The sequence below is a fragment of the Vreelandella azerica genome (assembly GCF_013112225.1).
GTDB lineage: Bacteria > Pseudomonadota > Gammaproteobacteria > Pseudomonadales > Halomonadaceae > Vreelandella > Vreelandella azerica.
The window spans coordinates 753828-772500 of record NZ_JABFHI010000001.1; the positions used below are offsets into that span (position 1 = coordinate 753828).

The 18673-nt window shown below is 53.2% G+C and carries 18 protein-coding genes and 1 pseudogene; 13 read left to right on the forward strand and 6 right to left on the reverse strand.

Annotated elements, in window-relative coordinates:
• Positions 1 to 33 precede the first annotated feature (33 nt).
• The 6 genes and pseudogenes from HLB35_RS03585 to HLB35_RS03610 form a co-directional block, all read left to right on the forward strand.
• A pseudogene (locus HLB35_RS03585) lies at positions 34 to 2265 on the forward strand (prephenate dehydrogenase/arogenate dehydrogenase family protein); the annotation flags it as partial.
• Positions 2261 to 2950, forward strand: a complete 690-nt coding sequence (gene cmk / locus HLB35_RS03590; protein WP_171701497.1) for a (d)CMP kinase — start codon at positions 2261 to 2263, stop codon at positions 2948 to 2950. The pseudogene HLB35_RS03585 and the gene cmk, both read left to right, overlap by 5 nt.
• Before the next feature lie 183 nt (positions 2951 to 3133).
• On the forward strand, positions 3134 to 4819 hold the full coding sequence (gene rpsA, locus HLB35_RS03595; protein ID WP_171701498.1) for a 30S ribosomal protein S1: 1686 nt from the start codon (positions 3134 to 3136) through the stop codon (positions 4817 to 4819).
• Positions 4820 to 5544: 725 nt separating this feature from the next.
• Positions 5545 to 5919: a histone-like nucleoid-structuring protein, MvaT/MvaU family gene (locus HLB35_RS03600; RefSeq protein ID WP_171701499.1), complete on the forward strand. Its 375-nt coding sequence runs from the start codon at positions 5545 to 5547 to the stop codon at positions 5917 to 5919.
• Positions 5920 to 6458: 539 nt separating this feature from the next.
• Entirely contained in the window at positions 6459 to 7784 is a 1326-nt protein-coding gene (locus HLB35_RS03605; RefSeq protein ID WP_171701500.1) for an RNA-guided endonuclease InsQ/TnpB family protein, read from the forward strand.
• Between the two features lie 130 nt (positions 7785 to 7914).
• On the forward strand, positions 7915 to 8298 hold the full coding sequence (locus HLB35_RS03610) for a hypothetical protein (protein ID WP_171701501.1): 384 nt from the start codon (positions 7915 to 7917) through the stop codon (positions 8296 to 8298).
• On the opposite strand, the gene HLB35_RS03615 is transcribed toward HLB35_RS03610, so the two are convergent.
• The 6 genes from HLB35_RS03615 to pilB all read right to left on the reverse strand — a co-directional run bounded on the left by HLB35_RS03615 (position 8295) and on the right by pilB (position 14008).
• On the reverse strand, positions 8295 to 9212 hold the full coding sequence (locus HLB35_RS03615; protein ID WP_171701502.1) for a DNA replication terminus site-binding protein: 918 nt from the start codon (positions 9210 to 9212) through the stop codon (positions 8295 to 8297). The genes HLB35_RS03610 and HLB35_RS03615 overlap by 4 nt on opposite strands.
• 12 nt (positions 9213 to 9224) lie before the next feature.
• Complete coding sequence (yacG, locus tag HLB35_RS03620; RefSeq protein ID WP_171701503.1) at positions 9225 to 9458, reverse strand: DNA gyrase inhibitor YacG; 234 nt, start codon at positions 9456 to 9458, stop codon at positions 9225 to 9227.
• Between the two features lie 22 nt (positions 9459 to 9480).
• A complete protein-coding gene (gene coaE, locus HLB35_RS03625; RefSeq protein WP_171701504.1) occupies positions 9481 to 10092 on the reverse strand; it encodes a dephospho-CoA kinase in 612 nt (203 codons plus the stop codon).
• A gap of 16 nt (positions 10093 to 10108) precedes the next feature.
• Positions 10109 to 10942, reverse strand: a complete 834-nt coding sequence (locus tag HLB35_RS03630) for a prepilin peptidase (protein WP_171701505.1) — start codon at positions 10940 to 10942, stop codon at positions 10109 to 10111.
• A 65-nt stretch (positions 10943 to 11007) separates the two neighbouring features.
• Positions 11008 to 12258, reverse strand: coding sequence for a type II secretion system F family protein (locus tag HLB35_RS03635; protein WP_328730931.1), 1251 nt, complete (start codon positions 12256 to 12258; stop codon positions 11008 to 11010).
• Complete coding sequence (gene pilB / locus HLB35_RS03640; protein ID WP_171701506.1) at positions 12251 to 14008, reverse strand: type IV-A pilus assembly ATPase PilB; 1758 nt, start codon at positions 14006 to 14008, stop codon at positions 12251 to 12253. The genes HLB35_RS03635 and pilB overlap by 8 nt, the downstream gene beginning before the upstream one ends.
• A 195-nt stretch (positions 14009 to 14203) precedes the next feature.
• Between pilB and HLB35_RS18150 the strand changes: the two genes are divergently transcribed.
• The 7 genes from HLB35_RS18150 to HLB35_RS03675 all read left to right on the forward strand — a co-directional run bounded on the left by HLB35_RS18150 (position 14204) and on the right by HLB35_RS03675 (position 18586).
• A complete protein-coding gene (locus HLB35_RS18150) occupies positions 14204 to 14617 on the forward strand; it encodes a pilin (protein WP_171701507.1) in 414 nt (137 codons plus the stop codon).
• Positions 14618 to 14867: 250 nt separating this feature from the next.
• Complete coding sequence (locus tag HLB35_RS03650; RefSeq protein ID WP_171701508.1) at positions 14868 to 15236, forward strand: pilin; 369 nt, start codon at positions 14868 to 14870, stop codon at positions 15234 to 15236.
• 141 nt (positions 15237 to 15377) lie between these two features.
• Positions 15378 to 15848, forward strand: a complete 471-nt coding sequence (locus HLB35_RS03655; protein ID WP_171701509.1) for a GspH/FimT family pseudopilin — start codon at positions 15378 to 15380, stop codon at positions 15846 to 15848.
• The gene (gene pilV, locus HLB35_RS03660; RefSeq protein WP_171701510.1) at positions 15841 to 16272 is read left to right on the forward strand and encodes a type IV pilus modification protein PilV; all 432 of its coding nucleotides are present in this window, start codon (positions 15841 to 15843) and stop codon (positions 16270 to 16272) included. The genes HLB35_RS03655 and pilV overlap by 8 nt, the downstream gene beginning before the upstream one ends.
• Positions 16269 to 17345, forward strand: a complete 1077-nt coding sequence (locus HLB35_RS03665) for a PilW family protein (RefSeq protein WP_171701511.1) — start codon at positions 16269 to 16271, stop codon at positions 17343 to 17345. The genes pilV and HLB35_RS03665 overlap by 4 nt, the downstream gene beginning before the upstream one ends.
• Positions 17345 to 17779 (forward strand): pilus assembly PilX family protein, encoded by a 435-nt coding sequence (locus tag HLB35_RS03670; RefSeq protein WP_171701512.1) that lies wholly within the window; start codon positions 17345 to 17347, stop codon positions 17777 to 17779. The genes HLB35_RS03665 and HLB35_RS03670 overlap by 1 nt, the downstream gene beginning before the upstream one ends.
• The gene (locus HLB35_RS03675) at positions 17780 to 18586 is read left to right on the forward strand and encodes a hypothetical protein (protein WP_171701034.1); all 807 of its coding nucleotides are present in this window, start codon (positions 17780 to 17782) and stop codon (positions 18584 to 18586) included.
• Positions 18587 to 18673: the final 87 nt, after the last annotated feature.

The window sequence follows — 18673 nt, forward strand, 5'->3', positions numbered from 1 at the left end:
ACGCCGCCTGGACGCTAGTCAGCTTAACGAGCCTTGCCTCCTGATTGTGGGGTTGGGGTTGATTGGCGGTTCACTGGCAGCGGCGCTGCGTCAGGGAGGATTCAACCAGACAATCATTGCCTGCGACCCGGATGATGGGGAAGTGCAGCGCGGTATTGAGATGGGCCTGATTGACGCTGGGGGCAGTTGCCTGGCAGAGCTGGCCCCTCAGGCATCCATGATTGTGCTGGCGGTTCCGGTATTGGCCATGGAAAGCGTTATGCGCGAACTGGCCGACTCGCTGGCAGATTTCTCAAAGGTTGTGATCACCGATGTGGGTAGCACCAAAGCCGCTATTCGTGATTGCGTCCAGCAGGTATTCGGGCACTTGCCCAGCACCCTGGTGCTGGGCCACCCGATAGCAGGCTCGGAAAAAGCGGCGTCGCCGCTGCAAATCCAAATCTTTATGTTGACCACAAAGTTATTCTCACCCCGGAAGCCAACGTCGACGCCGATGCGCTCAAGCGCACCCGTCAGCTGTGGCAGGCCTGCGGCGCCGAGGTGATTGAGATGGACGTGGAGCGCCACGATCAGGTGCTGGCAAGAACCAGTCATCTGCCGCATTTGCTGGCGTTTTCGCTAGTGGACACTCTGGCTCGCCAGGATCAGCGGCTGGATATCTTCCGCTATGCAGCAGGCGGCTTTCGTGACTTCACTCGGATTGCGGGTAGTGACCCGGTGATGTGGCGGGATATTTTTATCGCCAATCGCGAAGCGGTACTGGCCTCGCTGGATGACTTTGAAGTTGGCCTGCAACGCCTGCGTAACGCTGTCGCAATCGGCGATAGCGACGCCATGCTGGCCACCTTTGATCGTGCCAGCCACGCCCGACACTATTTTGAATCTCTACTTAATAAAACCAGCTATCAAGCGGAATACCACATGCAACCACAAGGTCAAGTGACGTATAGAGTGCGCCCGGGTGGCAGCGCCCAAGGGCAGCTGCGCGTTCCGGGTGATAAGTCCATTTCCCACCGTTCCATCATGCTTGGCGCTCTGGCCAACGGCGTGACCGAAGTAAAAGGCTTTCTTGAAGGCGAAGACAGCCTGGCTACCCTGCAGGCATTTCGTGAAATGGGGGTGGCCATTGAAGGGCCGCACCAGGGCAATGTGACTATTCATGGGGTCGGGATGCATGGCCTTAAGGCGCCTTCCGGGCCGCTTTATGTGGGTAACTCAGGCACGGCCATGCGCCTGTTTGCCGGTTTGCTGGCCGGGCAGGCATTCGACAGCGAACTGACCGGCGATGGCTCCTTGACCAAACGCCCCATGAACCGGGTGGCCGACCCCTTGCGCAAGATGGGCGCGACGATTGATACCGCTGAGGGCGGGCGCCCACCGCTAAAAATCAGCGGCGGCGCGGCCCTCAAGGGCATCAATTACCTGATGCCGATGGCCAGCGCTCAGGTCAAATCCTGCCTGCTGCTGGCTGGCCTATACGCTGAAGGCGAAACCCGGGTGCGCGAGCCTGCGCCGACCCGCGACCACACCGAGCGCATGCTGAATGGTTTTGGCTACCCGGTAGCGCGAGAGGGCGATACCTGCTGGTTGGAAGGCGGCGGCCAGTTGACCGCTGGGCCGATTGACGTGCCTTCAGATATTTCCTCAGCCACCTTCTTCCTGGTGGCGGCAGCGATTACGCCAGGGTCGGACATCACCCTTGAACACGTGGGTATCAACCCGACGCGTATCGGCGTGATCAATATCCTCAAGCAGATGGGCGCTAACCTTGAACTTGGCAACCAGGCGGAAGTGGGCGGCGAGCCGGTGGCGGATATCCGTATTCGCTATGCGCCCTTGAAAGGTATCGATATTCCGGTGGATCAGGTGCCCCTGGCGATTGATGAATTCCCGGCGCTGTTTATTGCCGCGGCCAACGCCGAGGGCACTACCCGACTGCGTGGCGCTGAAGAGCTACGGGTCAAGGAATCTGATCGTATCCAGGCCATGGCCGACGGCCTGGCGGTGCTGAGCGTTGAACATACGGTGGTCGAGGACGGCATTGATATTATCGGCAACGGTGATGCGGGCACTGCCAGCTATGCCGGTGGGCGCATCAACAGCCTGGGGGATCACCGTATTGCCATGGCCTTTGCGATTGCCGCCCTGCGCGCCAGCGAGGAAATTGTGATTGATGACTGCGCCAATGTGGCAACGTCTTTCCCCAACTTTATTGAACTGGCCACCCGCATTGGCATGACGCTGAGCGTGGAGGGCGAGCATGAATGAATCAGCTCCGGTTCTGGCCATTGATGGCCCCGGCGGTGCGGGTAAGGGCACTATAAGCTGCCTGATGGCCGAACACCTGGGCTGGCACCTGCTGGATAGCGGCGCGCTTTATCGGCTGACCGCTTTCGCCGCCAATAAGCATGCGGTGGCATTGGATGATGAAGCCCGCTTGGCCGAACTTGCCAAGGCGCTGGATGTCAGCTTCCCGATAGAGCAGGGTCAGCCACTGACCGTGCTGGAAGGCGAGAACGTTGGTCAGGCGATCCGCAATGAGCAGGTCGGCGAGTGGGCATCCAGGGTGGCGGCTATTCCCGAGGTGCGCACGGCCCTGCTGCAACGTCAGCGGGATTTCTGCCAGCCACCAGGGCTGGTGGCTGACGGGCGCGATATGGGAACAGTGGTATTTCCCAAGGCTCCGCTTAAAGTCTTTCTGACCGCCTCTGCCGAGGAACGGGCGCGCAGACGCCATCTGCAGTTGCAGGAAGCTGGCGTGGATGCTAATCTCTCGAGTCTTTTGAAGGAGATTCAGGCACGCGATGCACGCGACACGCAGCGCAGTGTGGCCCCTCTCAAGCCAGCAGATGATGCTGTCTTGCTTGATACCACGCGCCTGAGTATACCGGAAGTGGTTGAACAACTGACCGACTGGCTGGCCCAGCGAGGCCTTGCCCCCGGCGCTTGATTCTCCCTTGCGGCGCTCTTGATGCGGCGTCATGACGTGGCAGGGCAGTAACCCCAAACGGAAAGCCCCGTCAGGCCTAACCAGTGTTAACGCCCTCAAGAGTAGAATGACATTAGGCCCGCACTTGCTGGTGGTGCGGAGAAGGCACAACTGCCTCAACAACGTTGATCACGTAGGAACACCATGAGCGAAAGCTTTGCTGAACTGTTTGAACAGTCTCTTAACGACATCAATATGGAACCTGGCGCCATTGTCGCCGCCCAAGTTGTCGACATTGACGGTGACTGGGTTACCGTTAACGCAGGTCTGAAATCTGAAGGCCAGATCCCCGCTGCGCAATTCCGTGATGAAAACGGTGAACTGAATATCGCTATCGGCGATGACGTTCACGTTGCACTGGAAGCGGTAGAAGATGGCTTTGGTGAGACACGTCTGTCTCGCGAGAAGGCAAAACGCGCTGAAGCGTGGAAGATTCTGGAAGCGGCCTTCGAGAAAGAAGAAATCATCAAGGGCGTGATCAACGGTAAGGTCAAGGGCGGCTTCACTGTTGAAGTTGATTCCATCCGTGCCTTCCTGCCTGGCTCTCTGGTTGACGTTCGTCCGGTTCGCGATACTGCGCACCTGGAGAACAAAGAACTGGACTTCAAGGTTATCAAGCTCGATCCCAAGCGCAACAACGTGGTGGTTTCCCGCCGTGCCGTTCTCGAAGCCGAGAACAGCGCCGAGCGCGAAGCACTGCTGGCCACGCTTCAGGAAGGTCAGCAGATCAAGGGTATCGTCAAGAACCTTACCGATTACGGTGCCTTTGTTGATCTGGGTGGCGTTGACGGCCTGCTGCACATCACCGATATGGCGTGGAAGCGTATCAAGCATCCGTCTGAAATCGTGGCCGTTGGCGACGAGATCAACGTCAAGGTGCTGAAGTTTGACCGCGAACGCAACCGCGTATCGCTGGGTCTTAAGCAGCTGGGCGAAGATCCCTGGGTCAACATCAAGGATCGTTACCCGGAAGGTACCAAGGTGCACGCCGTTGTCACCAATCTTACCGACTACGGCTGCTTTGCCGAGCTGGAAGAAGGTGTCGAAGGTCTGGTTCACGTCTCTGAAATGGACTGGACCAACAAGAACATCCACCCGTCCAAGGTTGTTCAGGTCGGTGACGATGTTGACGTCATGATTCTCGATATCGATGAAGAGCGCCGTCGTATTTCCCTGGGTGTCAAGCAGTGTACTGCTAATCCGTGGGAAACCTTCAACGCCGAGCACAACAAGGGTGACCGTGTTTCCGGTACTATCAAGTCGATCACCGATTTCGGTATCTTCATTGGTCTGGAAGGCGGCATCGATGGCCTGGTTCACCTGTCCGACATCTCCTGGACAGAGACTGGCGAAGAAGCGGTTCGTAACTTCAAGAAAGGCGATGAAGCCGAAGCCGTTATTCTGTCGATCGACCCCGAGCGTGAGCGCATCTCCCTGGGTATCAAGCAGATGGATTCCGATCCGGTTGCTGAATACCTGGCCGTCAACGACAAGGGCAGTATCGTAACAGGCCGCATTGTTGAAGTTGATGCCAAGGAAGCGCACGTTGAGCTGGCAACAGACGTTATTGCCGTGCTCAAGGCGTCTGAAATCAGCGCTGATCGTGTCGAAGACGCGCGCAACGTGCTGAATGAAGGCGACAGCGTAGAAGCGCGTATTATCAATGTCGATCGCAAGAGCCGTCAGATCAATCTGTCGATTAAAGCGAAAGAGCAGGATGATACTCGCCAGAACCTGAAGAAGATCCGTGATCAGGAGCCGGAAACAGCCGGCGGCCCGACCACAATCGGTGATCTCATCAAGCAGCAGATGGGTGGAGGACAAGACTAAGCGTCTTGGTCTGACAAATACCCCTTCAGGGTATCCAAAACGCCGCCTTAACGGGCGGCGTTTTTTTTCGTCTGTCTGCCTGTCACATGAAAGTCTGCCCAGATCTTTAGGTGTTTATCAGACAGCTTTTATTTTTTGTTTACTCTTCCGGCATCAGCTATTGCCAGCCTTGTTAAGCCACCTTTTGGAGCATAGGCTTGTGTCGCTAACTTGATGTTTTTGAATTTATATTTTGCTTATTATTGACTTGGTGAAGATTGGCTAACACTGCAACGTGATGGAAAGGCGGGTTAAATATTGCTTATTTGATTAATCAGATCGACATATTTAACCAGATCCCCTTTGCAATTGGCTGAAATAGGTTAAACTATTGTCAGTTGAGTTAATGAACTCAATCAGCTTTCGGTACTCGAACATTAACGGAGAGTTCACGGCTAAAGCCTGACGGTTGGACCTTAACAGCCTGGCTTCCATGACTGAACTTGATAATCTGGTTGTAACAACTTGACGTTAATGATCGGCATCCAGATAGTAGTGACGCCAGAAATATGTAAGGTTAACTTCCGCTTTCTGCGAGAAGCGCGCCATATAGAACCGGTAGCTGGGGCCTTTGAAGGTTCGGTTAATGAGTAGGCCACAAGCTGCTTGTTTTCCTCCTTTGCAGGCCTAATATAATTGGCAAGAGTTATTGGCAAGACATCTTTACATCAAAAGGATCCCCTAATATGTCCCTATTAAACGAATACATTCTGAAAGAGCAGCAATTAAAGCAGCTTCAGGAAGACCTGAATCGTCTTGAGAACGATCAGCGCCTGAAAAATGAACTGGCTTTCAAGGAAAAGCTGGAAGCCTTGATGGAAGAGTTCGAAAAGTCAGCTGCAGATGTCATTGCGCTGCTTGACCCTAATGCCGAGCAGCGCAGCGGCAAGCCGCTTAAAAGTACGGATGGCCGTCGTAAGCGCCGCCTAAAAATCTACAAGAACCCCCACACCGGTGAAGTGATTGAAACTCGCGGTGGTAATCATAAGGGGCTGCGCGCCTGGAAAGATCAGTATGGCGACGAGACAGTAGAATCCTGGTTGGAGCGTATGGAAGACTAAAAGCGGTTTCAGTGGCATTATGAAGGCCCGATATCGAGATACGATGTCGGGCTTTTAAAAATAGGAATATTTTTAGTCCTGTTAATGCTATTGATGCCATAAATGTCGCATGAGTACAGGCAAATGATGACTCTGGCGACGTTGATGACTCTGAGTATGTTGACTATCTTGCTATTTATCCATGTGCTAGTTGGCCATATATAGTACACTTGCCATATGCTTAGCTAGAAGCAAAGCCAGATATACGGCGCCATGCCCCACAAAACCATAATAAGTTGAAATGCCATTCCTGTGGTGGGCCAACAAGGCATAACACGCAAGTAAGCAAGATGCTGGCAGCTGATCCTAAATTGCCAACACCTTGCTATGTTTTTTAACGTCATGCGCGAGATTCCACGTCCAAGCTACGCATTGGGCGTGGATGGATAGCGCGCCGTCCGTCAGTACGGCCTGATTGAGTTGTCGTGCGTTGTGTTTTGATATTGATACGCACCTTTTTCCTGATATATTTACAGTAGGTGTTACTCAAAAGGCGACTCATGTTTGTTAATCGCGTTGAACGCATCATCATTCGCCCCGGCCATGCCAATCATGCGGCATGCCGTCGGCTGTGTGTGGCAACGCGAAAAGTGGCCAACGCCACGTTGTATCACATTCGACAGGCACTCTTTGCCGAGGCGCCAATCAGTGCTAGTCAAGCTGACAAAATCCTCAAACGTGAGCATAAGGACGTGTATAGCCTACTGCCTTCAGCGGGTGCTCAGCGCACCACACAGCTGGTTGGCGATAGCTGGAAAAGCTGGGTCAAGGCCAAGGCAGATTATGCCCGCCATCCTGAAAAATACCGCGCGCCGCCCAAAATCCCCGGCTATGGCAAAGGCGCTCGAACCTATGTCGTCAACCGTAATGGCTATAAAATCGTCAACGGTATGATCCATCTTAGCGGTGCCAAGGCGTTCGGTTTTCAGCCCGTTAAGACCACGGTGTGCGAACACCAACCCTTCAATGCCAAGGCCGATGAAACGGTGGTGACGGATATCCACATTGTGCCGCTAGGCACCTCGTTTTGCATTGAGATTGGATATATCAAGGAGACTGCCTCACCCCCACTGCTCGACATGAGCCGTGTACTTTCGCTTGATATCGGTATCGATAACCTTGTCGCCATCACCTCCAATCAGCCGGATTACCGTCCTGTTCTGGTCAAGGGCAAGGTCATCAAGTCGATCAACGCGAAGTACAACAAGGACAAGGCGGCATTAGCCAAGGAAGGCAAAAAGCGGCACATCCGCTCGAAAGTCGGAAAACGTCATGCGCGCATCCATGACTATTTTCACAAGGTCAGTCATTGGATCGTGAGCGAGTGCGTGCGCACCCGCACGGGCAAGCTGGTCATTGGTAAAAACCCCGGGTGGAAACAGGGCGTGAATGTTGGTCGTGTCAACAACCAGAAGTTCACCGCGATCCCGCACGCCAAGCTGATTGACATGATCCAGTACAAGGCAGAAGAGCAGGGCATCGAGGTGGTACTGATGAACGAAGCCTACACCAGCAAAGCCAGCGCCCTGGATCTTGACCCCATTCCCGACTATGACGAAGCACGAAAGCAAAAACCGACCTTTAGCGGCCGGCGCGTCAAGCGCGGTCTCTACCGTACCGCGTCACGTCAGCGGATCAATGCAGACGTCAACGGTAGCGCGAATATCATGCGAAAAGAAATCGGCAACGAGTGGATCAGCAATCACCTTCGAGCCGGTAAGGGCGTTGTGGACACGCCCATGACCATCACGCATATCGATGCGCGGTTGTCATTAGAAGCTTGCCAACGCGCAAGCGAAACCACCTCTAACTGCAAAGCCGCTTAGGGGTGGTAGTTCATGACCTGTTTCTTAACAATCGTACTGCAATTACGTTATTGCATTTACCTGCATCTCAAACCCGAATGGTGCCTGTCTGATAAATCGTCACGACGGTGAGGGCAAAGATGGAAACCTAATGAAATACCAGAAACCACATAAGCCTCTTGATGAGCGCGATAAGTTGCGTCAGTTCCGTGAGCTTGATGATGCCTTTGCCAAGGCACTACGTGAACTGGAAGACCCAAATAACAAGCTGAATATTCCGACTGGCCCGCCGGTTCGTTCATTGGCTAGCCTTGAAGATGATGAACGCAAACGGCAAGAAGCGCAGCGTCCATCGGTTGAAGAACAGCAAGCGGAAGAGTTCAGATTACGTTTAGAAGCTCTGTTGAGTACAGCGCCGTTGAGCCGTGAAGAATTACTGGACGTTATTTATACGCTGGTTGAACTGGGGCAGTGGCCATTAGATCGTGCGCCTAATACGGCAAAAGATCCGTTGCCTGTCAGCAAGCGGGCCTAACGGTAGCGAAAAACTCTCAGGCTGGGTAAGAAGACATCGCTTTCCAGTTTTTCATCGCGGCGCCGTGCCCGTGTGCGGGTTTCTGGCGGTGTTGATGGCGGATGATTAGTATGCGGCAGGCGGCCATCACTGCTGGGCACAAAAATCGGCATGGCAGCGTTTAAAGCTCTTCGCGTATGCCCATCTTCAAGGGGCTCAGCAAAAAACAGGTTGGCGCGCATTAAAGGCGCTTGTGCCTGCACCTGGGCAAGTACTTCGCCACTGGGTATGCCTGCCAGCTTTCGCAGCTGAATACGAATATGATCCGCCTCATTATCAAAAGCCAGCAGCTTCTGCTCGGCTTCGCGTACGCTCAGCTTCTTGATGGAACGCCCGCTGCTGTACCAGGCAAAGCGCACCCTTGATACCGGCGCTTCAGCCACGGGCAGCCTGCGCCAGCATTGTTTCAGGTGCAGCCGGGCCAGGCCGGTCTTTTCCAGCACCTGTTCAACATCCGGGTGGCGCTTGGGCAGTTGCGCCTTGGCTTCGCCCAGCAGGCTAGCTGACTGTTCCTTGATACGTTGCAGGCAGGCTGCGATGTTGGCTTTGGCGAGATTAGCTTCATCTACAGCCGCCAGCAGGGTGTCATCAGCGGCAATCAGGCCAATATAGTTGCGTGTTTCGCGCCCGTCCTGCCCGTGCGTATGCCACATATCCAGCAAAGCGCGGCGCAGCCAGACGCTGTTGTCGTCCAGCTTGCCGGATACTCCGGTGTCAGGAGAGTTATCAAATCGCCAGACCGTCTGTGGGCCCTGCTGGAAGCAGCTCACTACCTGCTCAAGCGTCTCAATCAGTTGATCAAAGGCCTGGTCAAGCGTATGGCGCAACTGATAATCAAGTGGGGTTTGGGTATTGACGTCGTCGTTTATCGACATTGGACGGTTTCTTCAGCTGAGAGGGGTGTCACGGTCTGCCTGTTGCAGGAGGGTGTCCAGATCAGCCTCATCCATGGCGGATTCGCCAACAATGCGGTGCGACTCATCAGCCCAGGCGCCCAGGTCAATCAACTGGCAGCGCTTGCTGCAGAAGGGGCGGTAGGTATTTTCAGTTGACCAGGCGACCTTGCGCGCACACTGTGGGCAGGCGACTTCAAGAGGGGCATCATTGGCAGCTTTTTGCATACAAGGCTCGGTTTGGAAAGTATCAAGTATCAGTGAGTGACGCCGCCTGGCGCCATCTGGCATCCAGCGCCGCGACCTGTTCGCGCATATACGTCTGGTCACGGTGGTTCCTTATTACCTCATCTGCCCGTGCCAGACGCTCGCTACGCGGCATCTGGGCACCCAGAATAGCATGCACCTGCTGTTCGCTCACCCCATCCCGGGCCAGGGTGCGGCTTAATTGCAGCGACTCAGGAATATCGACCACCACAGTAGTGTCCACCAGTGTCTGTTGGCCGGACTCGAACAGTAAGGGTGATACCAGCAGCTCATAGGGTGCGCCTTGCTGTGATAGGCGCTCCAGGTGCTCAAGCAGGCGCTGGCGTACCCTGGGGTGAGTCACGCTTTCCAGCCAGTTGCGCTCTTCTGGGTGATTGAAGATAATCTCGCGCAGAGCCGCCCGGTTCAGGCTGCCATCCGCGTTGGTGACGGCGTTGCCATGGCGCTTGTAAATAGCCTCCAGCGCAGGTTCGCCCGGGGCGACGATTTCTCGTGCCACGTCGTCGGCATCCACCCAGGGAACACCCAGCTCAGCAAAGGCGCGGGCCACGGTGGATTTCCCTGAGCCGATTCCGCCGGTTAAGCCAACAATCATTGCTATGTCTCCTTTATCAGACACCCACAGCGGTCAGGTAAAGCGCTATCAGAGTATCGCCCATCAACAGGGCGACCCAGCCACCAAGCGCCAGAAAAGGCCCGAAAGGCATTGGCAACCCGCGCTGGTCTTTATGCATAAGCTGCCAGGTAATTCCGAAGAGGGCGCCGATTCCGGCAGAAATAATCAACACCAGCGGCAGGGTCTGCCAGCCGACCCAGGCTCCCAGAGCGGCGAGCAGTTTGAAATCTCCGTAGCCCATGCCTTCCTTGCCGGTGACCAGTTTGAACAGCCAGTAAACACTCCACAGCACCAGATAACCTACCATGGCGCCGATCACGGCTGCGGGCAGCATCAGGGGCTGGAAAAGCAGCTGATAAACTAAACCGGCCCATAATAGCGGCAGCGTCAGGGTGTCGGGTAATAGCTGTGTACGCAGGTCGATCACGGCCAAGACCAGCAGGGTATAGCAGGCAGCAGCGATAAACAGCGCCTGCCAGGTCAGCCCGAACAGTGCCACTGTTGCCAGTGCAATGATTCCGCCTGCCAGCTCGACCAGCGGATACTGCGGGCTGATGCGCCCGTGACAGGCCGCGCAGCGTCCACGGCGTTTCAGCCAGCCAATCAGCGGCAGATTATCATGCCATTTGATCGGCGTGCGGCAGGCGGGGCAGAGGGAGCCTGGCCAGATCAGGTCGAAGCGTTCCTGCACTTCCTCAGGCTGCTCAAGTGCCGCCAACGCCTCGCTACGCCACTGCTGAATCAGCATTACGGGCAGGCGGGTAATCACCACATTCAGAAAACTGCCCACGCACAGCCCAACCATCAGCACCAGCAGCCAGATAAACATAACTCTCCTGTTGAATTTTCAAACATTGAATTCACCACTCACCACTCACCACTCACCACTCACCACTAAAGCGCTGTCCCGATCTCGAAAATAGGCAGGTACATGGAGACAATAACACCGCCGACGAGCACACCTAGCACCACAATCACCAGAGGTTCCATTAATGAGGTCAAGGCATCTACCTTGTTATCAACTTCTTCCTCGAAATAATCCGCCACCCGGCTGAGCATGGCATCCAGGGCGCCGGACTCTTCACCGATGCTGACCATCTGAATGGCCAGCGCTGGAAACTGGTTGGTCATGCGCATGGCAAAGTGCAGCGGCTGACCCGTGGCGACATCATGGCGCACCTGCTCAACGGCGCGTTCATAGACGGCATTGCCGGTTGCCCCGGCCGCCGTGGACAGCCCCTCGATCAAAGGCACGCCAGCAGAGTAGGTGGTAGCCACCGTGCGAGTAAAGCGCGATACGGCGGATTTATGCAGAATATCGCCAAGAATCGGCATACGCAGCATCATGGCGTGAACCTGATAGGTCACCTTGGCAGATCGACGCATGGCCATGCGCAGCAGATAGATAGCGCCCACCACAGCGCCAAGCGCATGCAACCAATATGCCTGGGCAGCCTCGGACATACGAATGGTGGCCTGGGTCATGGCGGGTAACTCGCCGCCAAAGCCCGCGAACATGCTTTCAAATTCCGGCACTACCTTGACCAGCAGCAAGGAGGTTACCCCAAGGCCGACCAGCAACACGGCCGCCGGGTACCATAAGGCTTTCTTGACCCGGCCCTTGAGGGATTCGACTTTCTCCTTGTAGCTGGCGACGCGATCCAGCATCTGGTCAAGCGAGCCTGACTGCTCACCGGCATCAACCAGGTTGACGAACAGGCGGTCGAAGTGGCGGGGATGGCGTCGCAGCGCCTCGGAAAAACTCGACCCGGATGACACGTCATTGGCTAAATCCTGCAATAGCCGAACCATGCTGGGTTTTTTGACGCTTTCCGAGACCACTTCGATGGATTGCAGCATGGGGATACCGGCGCGGATCATGGTGGCCATCTGGCGGGTAAAGACGGTGATATCCTTGGCGTTAACCCGCCCCCGGCCTGAAAGCGAGCCTTTCTTGCGCACTCGCTTGACGGTGATCCTGTGTTTCTGCAGCTCATCTTGCACGGCGGCCTGGCTTCGGCTGACTACCTCACCGCTCAGCTTGCGGCCAGACTGATCCGCCCCTTGCCATTTAAAGCGGTAAAGTTCAATTTCCGGACGGGCTTTTTCTTGGTCGCCATGGCGTTGTCTCTTTACGTTATTCACGCGTGATACGATTAATTTCTTCAAGGCTGGTGATGCCCTCCATGACCTTCATCAGCCCGCTGGTGCGCAGGTTGAAATGGCCTTCCAGGCGCATCTGGCGGTCAATATCTATCGAGTTGGCATCGCGCATGATTAGTTCACTCAAGGCATCATTAATAGGCACCACCTCATAAATACCGGTACGGCCCTTGTAACCCTGGGTACACTGTTTACAGCCGTTAGCAGTGTAAAGCGTCGCCTTGGCAATCTGTTCATCACTGAAGCCTTCATGGCGTAGCGCCTGTTCTGGAATCTCGATAGGCGTTTTGCAGTTGTTGCACAATTTACGTGCCAGGCGCTGAGCAATAATCAGGCTGACTGCGCTGGCAATATTAAAGGCTGTCACCCCCATATTGGAAAGACGCGTCAAGGTTTCGGCGGCGGAATTGGTATGCACCGTGGACAGCACCAGGTGGCCCGTCTGGGAGGCCTTGATGGCAATATCCGCGGTTTCCAGATCACGTATCTCGCCGACCATGATGACATCCGGGTCCTGGCGCAGAAATGCGCGCAGCGCATTAGCAAAATCCAAACCGATTTTGGGCAGAACATTGACCTGGTTGATACCGGGTACCTTGATTTCCACCGGGTCTTCGGCGGTACATATATTGCGCTGGGTCTGATTGAGGATATTGATACCCGTGTAGAGAGAAACGGTCTTACCGCTACCCGTCGGCCCCGTCACCAGAATAATACCCTGAGGTTGTGCAAGAGCCTTTTCATAAAACTCTCGCTGGCTGGGTGTAAAGCCCAGGTGTTCAATACCCATCTGCGCGGCAGCCGGATCGAGCAGGCGCATGACGATTTTTTCACCATACACTGTCGGCAAGGTGTTGACGCGGAAATCCAGTGAATGCGAACGGGACAACTGCAGTTTCATGGCGCCGTCCTGAGGTAGGCGGCGCTCAGAGATATCCATACGCGCCATGATCTTCAAACGCGCGGCAATACGGTTGCGCATGGTGAAAGGCGGCCGGGCGATCTCGATCAGCATGCCGTCAATCCGGAAGCGCACCCGAAGCTGGGATTCATAAGGCTCGAAGTGAATATCCGAGGCGCCCCGGCGAATGGCATCCAGCAATATCTTGTTAACAAACTTAACGATAGGGGCGTCGTCACTTTCAGCTTGAAGCTCATCCAGAGGCACATCGGCGGGGTCATCAGCCTGGGAAAAATTCAGTTCAGAGACGGCATCATCCACGCCGTCCAGTTCGTCCATCATACTGGCTTCGTTCTGGGCCAGATAATCTTCCAGCGCGCCTCTTAATTGATCAACTGGCGCCAGCACCCCTTCAACGCTGAAACCGGTGGCAAATTGCAGGTCGTCCAGCTCGGTCAGGGTAGCGGGGTAGGGCACGGCCACGGTCAGGCGGTGACCATGGCGCACCAGTGGCAGCACGGTAAGCTGGCGTAACAGGCGCACGGGGTAATCCGCGACCGGGGGCAGCGAGCTGATGCGCACCGCATCCAGGTCGATCACCGGCAAGCCGTATTCCCAGCCCGCAGCAGTGGCGGCATCGTTGGGTTTCACCAGGTCGTTATCAATCACATGGCGCAGGATGGAGATATCTTGGCTAACGGCCACCGCTTCGGCGTTAATCGCCTGGTCGTTACTCAGCAGGCCATGCTTGACCAGACGTTGGGCAATACCGCGCAGGCCACCTCGCGCGGCCGCATGGCTAAGGGTTGATTCTTGATGCTGCTGGCTCATGGCGGTTCCATCAAAAGAGGCATAATTCAACCTTTTGTACCATACTCGAAGCGATCACCGCACCTGCACTCAAGTTAAGGCATTTTCGGTTGATACAGGGAAGGAAATCATTTGAAACATTAGCGCATCTCAGTTAATGTAACAATTGTTAATACTAAGATGCTCCGCATCCCCATGGAGCCAGGAGAACGCACTATGCAAAATACACATATTCGTAACATTCGCCGTCTGCGCCAAAGCGGCTTCACGCTGATCGAGCTGCTGATTGTGGTTGCCATCATCGGCATTCTGGCGGCGGTGGGTGTGCCGCAGTATAATAATTATCTGGATCGAGCTTCTATATCTGCTTGCGAAGGAGAGCTAAGTTCCTTTAGGTCTGGTGTCAGTGCTGCAAATGCTGTAGACGATGCCAATCAGACTGAGTTGAAAGCTTTTATTACTGCTTTTGATTTTCAAGCTTGCGTAATCGGCAATGGCGATAAAGAAAAGCTGGCAGCAAATTTCATTGGTGACGATGTCAACGGTACAGGTCCTGCCTCTGTGGATGCGACTACAAATCGTGGTGATAATATAAATGTTTCTGATGCTGGTGTTATCACTGAAAGCTAACATGTGATATTTATTCGCTTGTGTTAATGAAAAAACTAGATGTGTAGATTGGTCGTCAAATTGGGCGACCTTTTTTACTTACTATCAAAATTGTGATTCATGACTTTTATGAATCTATCATTGTCTTTTATTATTATTTTGCTACATTAGCTTTTTTCATATTTGATGAGATAGTTTTCTTAGCTTTTAAAAAGTGTCGTGTAACTTTAGTTGGATAAAAAGATTGCAATAAAACACCTTGGTTATATTTATGCAGCCTAATGAAGACGGTTTTACCCTGATCGAAGTGCTGGTAGTAGTGGCTGTGATAGGTATTATCTCTGCCATCGCAGCGCCGATGTATAAGGGGTATCAGTTACGCACTCATGCTAATGCTGCCTTATCAGGTGCCAAAGCCCTCCAGTCGCCAATAGAAGCACAAATTTTAGGCGTAGGCTCAACGGTAGGCACTGTGGGCGCTGGCATGGCTGTTAAAGTTGTCACCGAAGATGAAACCGCTACCATCACCGCTGATAGAAAAGATTTGGGGAAAGTCACCCTCACCCGTGTTTCCAGCGGCGAATGGCGCTGCGAACACACTTTTGACCTTGAGCTGCAAGGCTGTGAAAAAACCGATTAATAGATCCTGACAACTTGCCCCACTACCCTCGCCTGATTATTCACCCAGCTTCCCAACGCCTTAACTTTATTTTACCTTTCAAAATCCCTGCCGATATGCCTAAATGTAACTATTGATTTAATATTTGCTTGGAGGCATCCGTTGACGCCGTTTACTGCCCCACAGCAGCGCGTAAAAGGTTTTACCCTGCTGGAACTGCTGGTGGCGATTGCGGTTATTGCCATTGTGGCTGCTATTGCCGTGCCCAGTTTTACCGAGATAGTACGTCAGAACCGTGCTACCAACCTGGCTAACAGCATGGTTTCAGCCTTGAACCTGGCGCGCAGCGAAGCCGTCAAGCGCGGCGCTCAGGCGAGTGTCTCTGCTTTGGAGAGCGGCTGGGAAACAGGCTGGCAGGTCAGGGCAGGGGGCAACGAGCTGCGCCGCTGGCCTACTGAGAATGCCTCTGTAACGCCATCAGTAACAACGATTACGTTCAACCCAAGAGGCAGGCTGGCTGCAGCCTCCGGGATACAGATAACGGTGGGCGTCGATGCCGCCTTGCGCTGTGTTCGGGTAAGTCTGAGTGGTAGCGCACGGGTCGCAGAGCAGCGAGGAACCTGTGATGACTAGTTGGAGACAGGCTCATAGCCATGATCAGGCAGGATTTTCATTGATTGAAGCTCTGATAGCGCTGGTAGTGCTATCAGTTGGCTTGTTGGGTGTCGCAGCCCTGCAGACCCAGGCGTTGTTACAGAGCCGTGATGCCTACCTGACCAGCCAGGCGACCAGCCTGGTGCAGGATATGGCAGATCGTATCCGCGCTAATCCTGATGCTATATCCGATTATGCGCATACGGCAGGCAGCAGCCCACCCAGTGGGAGTTCGCTTGCAGATAATGATGTAAAAGACTGGCTGGCAGATTTGACAACGACCTTGCCACAAGGCCAGGCAAATATAGTGATAAACGGTAGAGAAGCGGATATCACAGTGACGTGGCAGGAAGCGGAAGGAGATACAAACCGCTCTACCAATATCGTGACCGAGATACCATGAAAACCATGCGTATAAAAACACTTCTGCCATGGCGCCCGGCATCACAGCAGGGGTTGAGCCTGATCGAGCTTTTGGTCGCCCTGGTCATTTCAGTGATTCTCTCACTGGTAGTTTATCAAGTATTTGATATTGCCCAGCGTACTAGTCGTTTACAGGCTGCTATTGCCCAATTACAGGATTCCGGGCGCTTTGCCTTGCAAACCATGGCGCAGGATCTCCGCCAGACCGACTTCAATGGCAGTTGTGATACTCTTAGTACCAAGTTTCATCTTGAAAGTGAGAGCGGCCTGAAGACGGGGCTGGCGTCTTTGATGGGATGGGAATCAGCCGATGATAGTGGCTTTGCAAATACGCTGGCCAATCCCGTCGCTGACTCTCCTCTGGTGACTTTCAGCGGAGTGGCATCGACGTATACACCCACGTCTCCCGGCGGGGTGAGCATTGAATCTGCCAACTCGGCTTCTCAGCTGAAGCTGAGTTCTTCAGTCTCCAAGCAGTTTCAGAATCGAATTCTGCTGCTGGAAGCTGGGGAAAGTTGTGAGGTTTTCTTCAACAATGCTTCACAGCCTGATCGTTTGGCTAAAACAAGGAAAAATAATGCTTTTACCCGCAACCAGTCACCTGGCAGCAGCCCATGGGGAGTTCAAGCAGGCAATGAGTTAGTGGCTATTAGTGCACTTGATAAAGGTGTTTATTATCTGGGATTCGACCCTGTTAATAATTTGCCCTCCATAATGTATCTGGATATCAGTCGTGAGTCACCAAGTAATCAGGTTGTAGCGAATCATGTAGCTGCCATGCGTATTTTGTATCTTGAAAGTGGGCAATACCGTCCAGCTGCAAGTGTAACTGATTGGGTATCAGTAACGGCGCTCAGGATCAGTCTTCTAATGCAAAGTGAGGAAAGTGTTCGCTCTGCACGCGAAGCTGAAACACTCGCTAGTGAATTTGGGATTGGCAATTTTCGTGGATTAAGTGGTGCAGCGGCAGAAGACTTCACCCAGATATTCAGCGATAACCCGCAGCGCCTTTATCAAGTATTTACCACCACAGTTAAGCTGAGAAATCGCTGATGAACCATCAAGAGGTGAGACCTCGCCGTGAACAAGGCATGGCCCTGATTATTACACTGGTGTTTATGTTGATTCTGACCATTATTAGTTTTTCTGGATTGCAAAGTGGTATTACACAAAGCCGAATGGCCAGTAATCAACAGGATTACAATGCTGCTTTTCAAAATGCTGAGGCAGCGCTTCGTGCTGGTGAGGAGGATGTTAAAGACGCTGATATTTTAGACTTGCCTACAAGCCAAGGGGCTTGCCAATGTTCCCCAGTAGGTGCTTCAGATAACTTCTGTGTCAATAAAATACGTGATTTATCTCCGATAATTGATGCCAATGGAGAACGGTTGAGAATACTGTACTGTGTTCGCGCGATGGGCATAGGTAATAGCAGTAGCTCTAGAGTCATGCTGGAGTCACGCTTTGTAAAAATTGAGGGTATTTAAATGGTTAATAAATTTTTAGTTTATTTTTTGTGCTCTTTGTTTTTAATTATCTCAAACTCTTCATTTGTTCAAGCAGGGGCATTTCTCGATCCTGATGATTTACCGGATTACTCAGATGAAGATAGTTCTGGGGAAGGCAACAACGGCAACAACGGCAACAACGGCAACAACGGCAACAACGGCAACAACGGCAACAACGGCAACAACGGCAACAACGGCAACAACGGCAATGATGATGATGTTTTAGAGGATGAAACTCCTAGCACTCCGTCAACTGGTAATGGAGATGCAGTTTACGAAGACTACGAAATACCTAATGATGAAATAGGTATGTCTTCTGCGCCACTGAATACAGTCTCGCGCGTGCCGCCGAATGTGCTGCTGATTCTTGATAATGCTGAAAGCGGTCAGGAAGGCCTGGATGGGCGAGTCGCTGTAGGTGGTGAAATAGGCGATAAGTTCGTCGACAGGGACGATCCAGAATGCCAACCAGAAAATATCAGTTCTGAAACTTGCCCCGCAGGTGCGAAATCTAGCTTAAGTAAGTCCAGTATCATGAAATCAGTTGGTTTGAGGTTAATTAAAGACTATAAAGATGAAATTAATATGGGGTTGATGGCATACCAGCAATATCCTGCTTCAACAACCCAACAAAGTGTTTTTGCCAGTACTCTAACAAACGGTACAGCTCTTTGGAATTTGACTGAGCGAGCTCTTGACGTAAGATATTCAAAAAAGATAAACCTGATTTCTTTGATCCCGATTTTTCTGGTAATTGGGATGCTTCTCAAAAAAGGTATAGGGTAGATCTGCCTAGCTCAGATTTTTATGCTTTCTTTAATGTTGGTGTTCCAGGTTACTATAGTAGGAATGGTACAGAATATTGGCAAAGGA

Coding starts and splice junctions, on each gene's coding strand:
- cmk (WP_171701497.1), top strand. CDS start 2,261: ATGAATGAATCAGCTCCGGTTCTGGCCATTGATGGCCCCGGCGGTGCG.
- rpsA (WP_171701498.1), top strand. CDS start 3,134: ATGAGCGAAAGCTTTGCTGAACTGTTTGAACAGTCTCTTAACGACATC.
- HLB35_RS03600 (WP_171701499.1), top strand. CDS start 5,545: ATGTCCCTATTAAACGAATACATTCTGAAAGAGCAGCAATTAAAGCAG.
- HLB35_RS03605 (WP_171701500.1), top strand. CDS start 6,459: ATGTTTGTTAATCGCGTTGAACGCATCATCATTCGCCCCGGCCATGCC.
- HLB35_RS03610 (WP_171701501.1), top strand. CDS start 7,915: ATGAAATACCAGAAACCACATAAGCCTCTTGATGAGCGCGATAAGTTG.
- HLB35_RS03615 (WP_171701502.1), bottom strand. CDS start 9,212: ATGTCGATAAACGACGACGTCAATACCCAAACCCCACTTGATTATCAG.
- yacG (WP_171701503.1), bottom strand. CDS start 9,458: ATGCAAAAAGCTGCCAATGATGCCCCTCTTGAAGTCGCCTGCCCACAG.
- coaE (WP_171701504.1), bottom strand. CDS start 10,092: ATGATTGTTGGCTTAACCGGCGGAATCGGCTCAGGGAAATCCACCGTG.
- HLB35_RS03630 (WP_171701505.1), bottom strand. CDS start 10,942: ATGTTTATCTGGCTGCTGGTGCTGATGGTTGGGCTGTGCGTGGGCAGT.
- pilB (WP_171701506.1), bottom strand. CDS start 14,008: ATGAGCCAGCAGCATCAAGAATCAACCCTTAGCCATGCGGCCGCGCGA.
- HLB35_RS18150 (WP_171701507.1), top strand. CDS start 14,204: ATGCAAAATACACATATTCGTAACATTCGCCGTCTGCGCCAAAGCGGC.
- HLB35_RS03650 (WP_171701508.1), top strand. CDS start 14,868: ATGCAGCCTAATGAAGACGGTTTTACCCTGATCGAAGTGCTGGTAGTA.
- pilV (WP_171701510.1), top strand. CDS start 15,841: ATGACTAGTTGGAGACAGGCTCATAGCCATGATCAGGCAGGATTTTCA.
- HLB35_RS03665 (WP_171701511.1), top strand. CDS start 16,269: ATGAAAACCATGCGTATAAAAACACTTCTGCCATGGCGCCCGGCATCA.
- HLB35_RS03670 (WP_171701512.1), top strand. CDS start 17,345: ATGAACCATCAAGAGGTGAGACCTCGCCGTGAACAAGGCATGGCCCTG.
- HLB35_RS03675 (WP_171701034.1), top strand. CDS start 17,780: ATGGTTAATAAATTTTTAGTTTATTTTTTGTGCTCTTTGTTTTTAATT.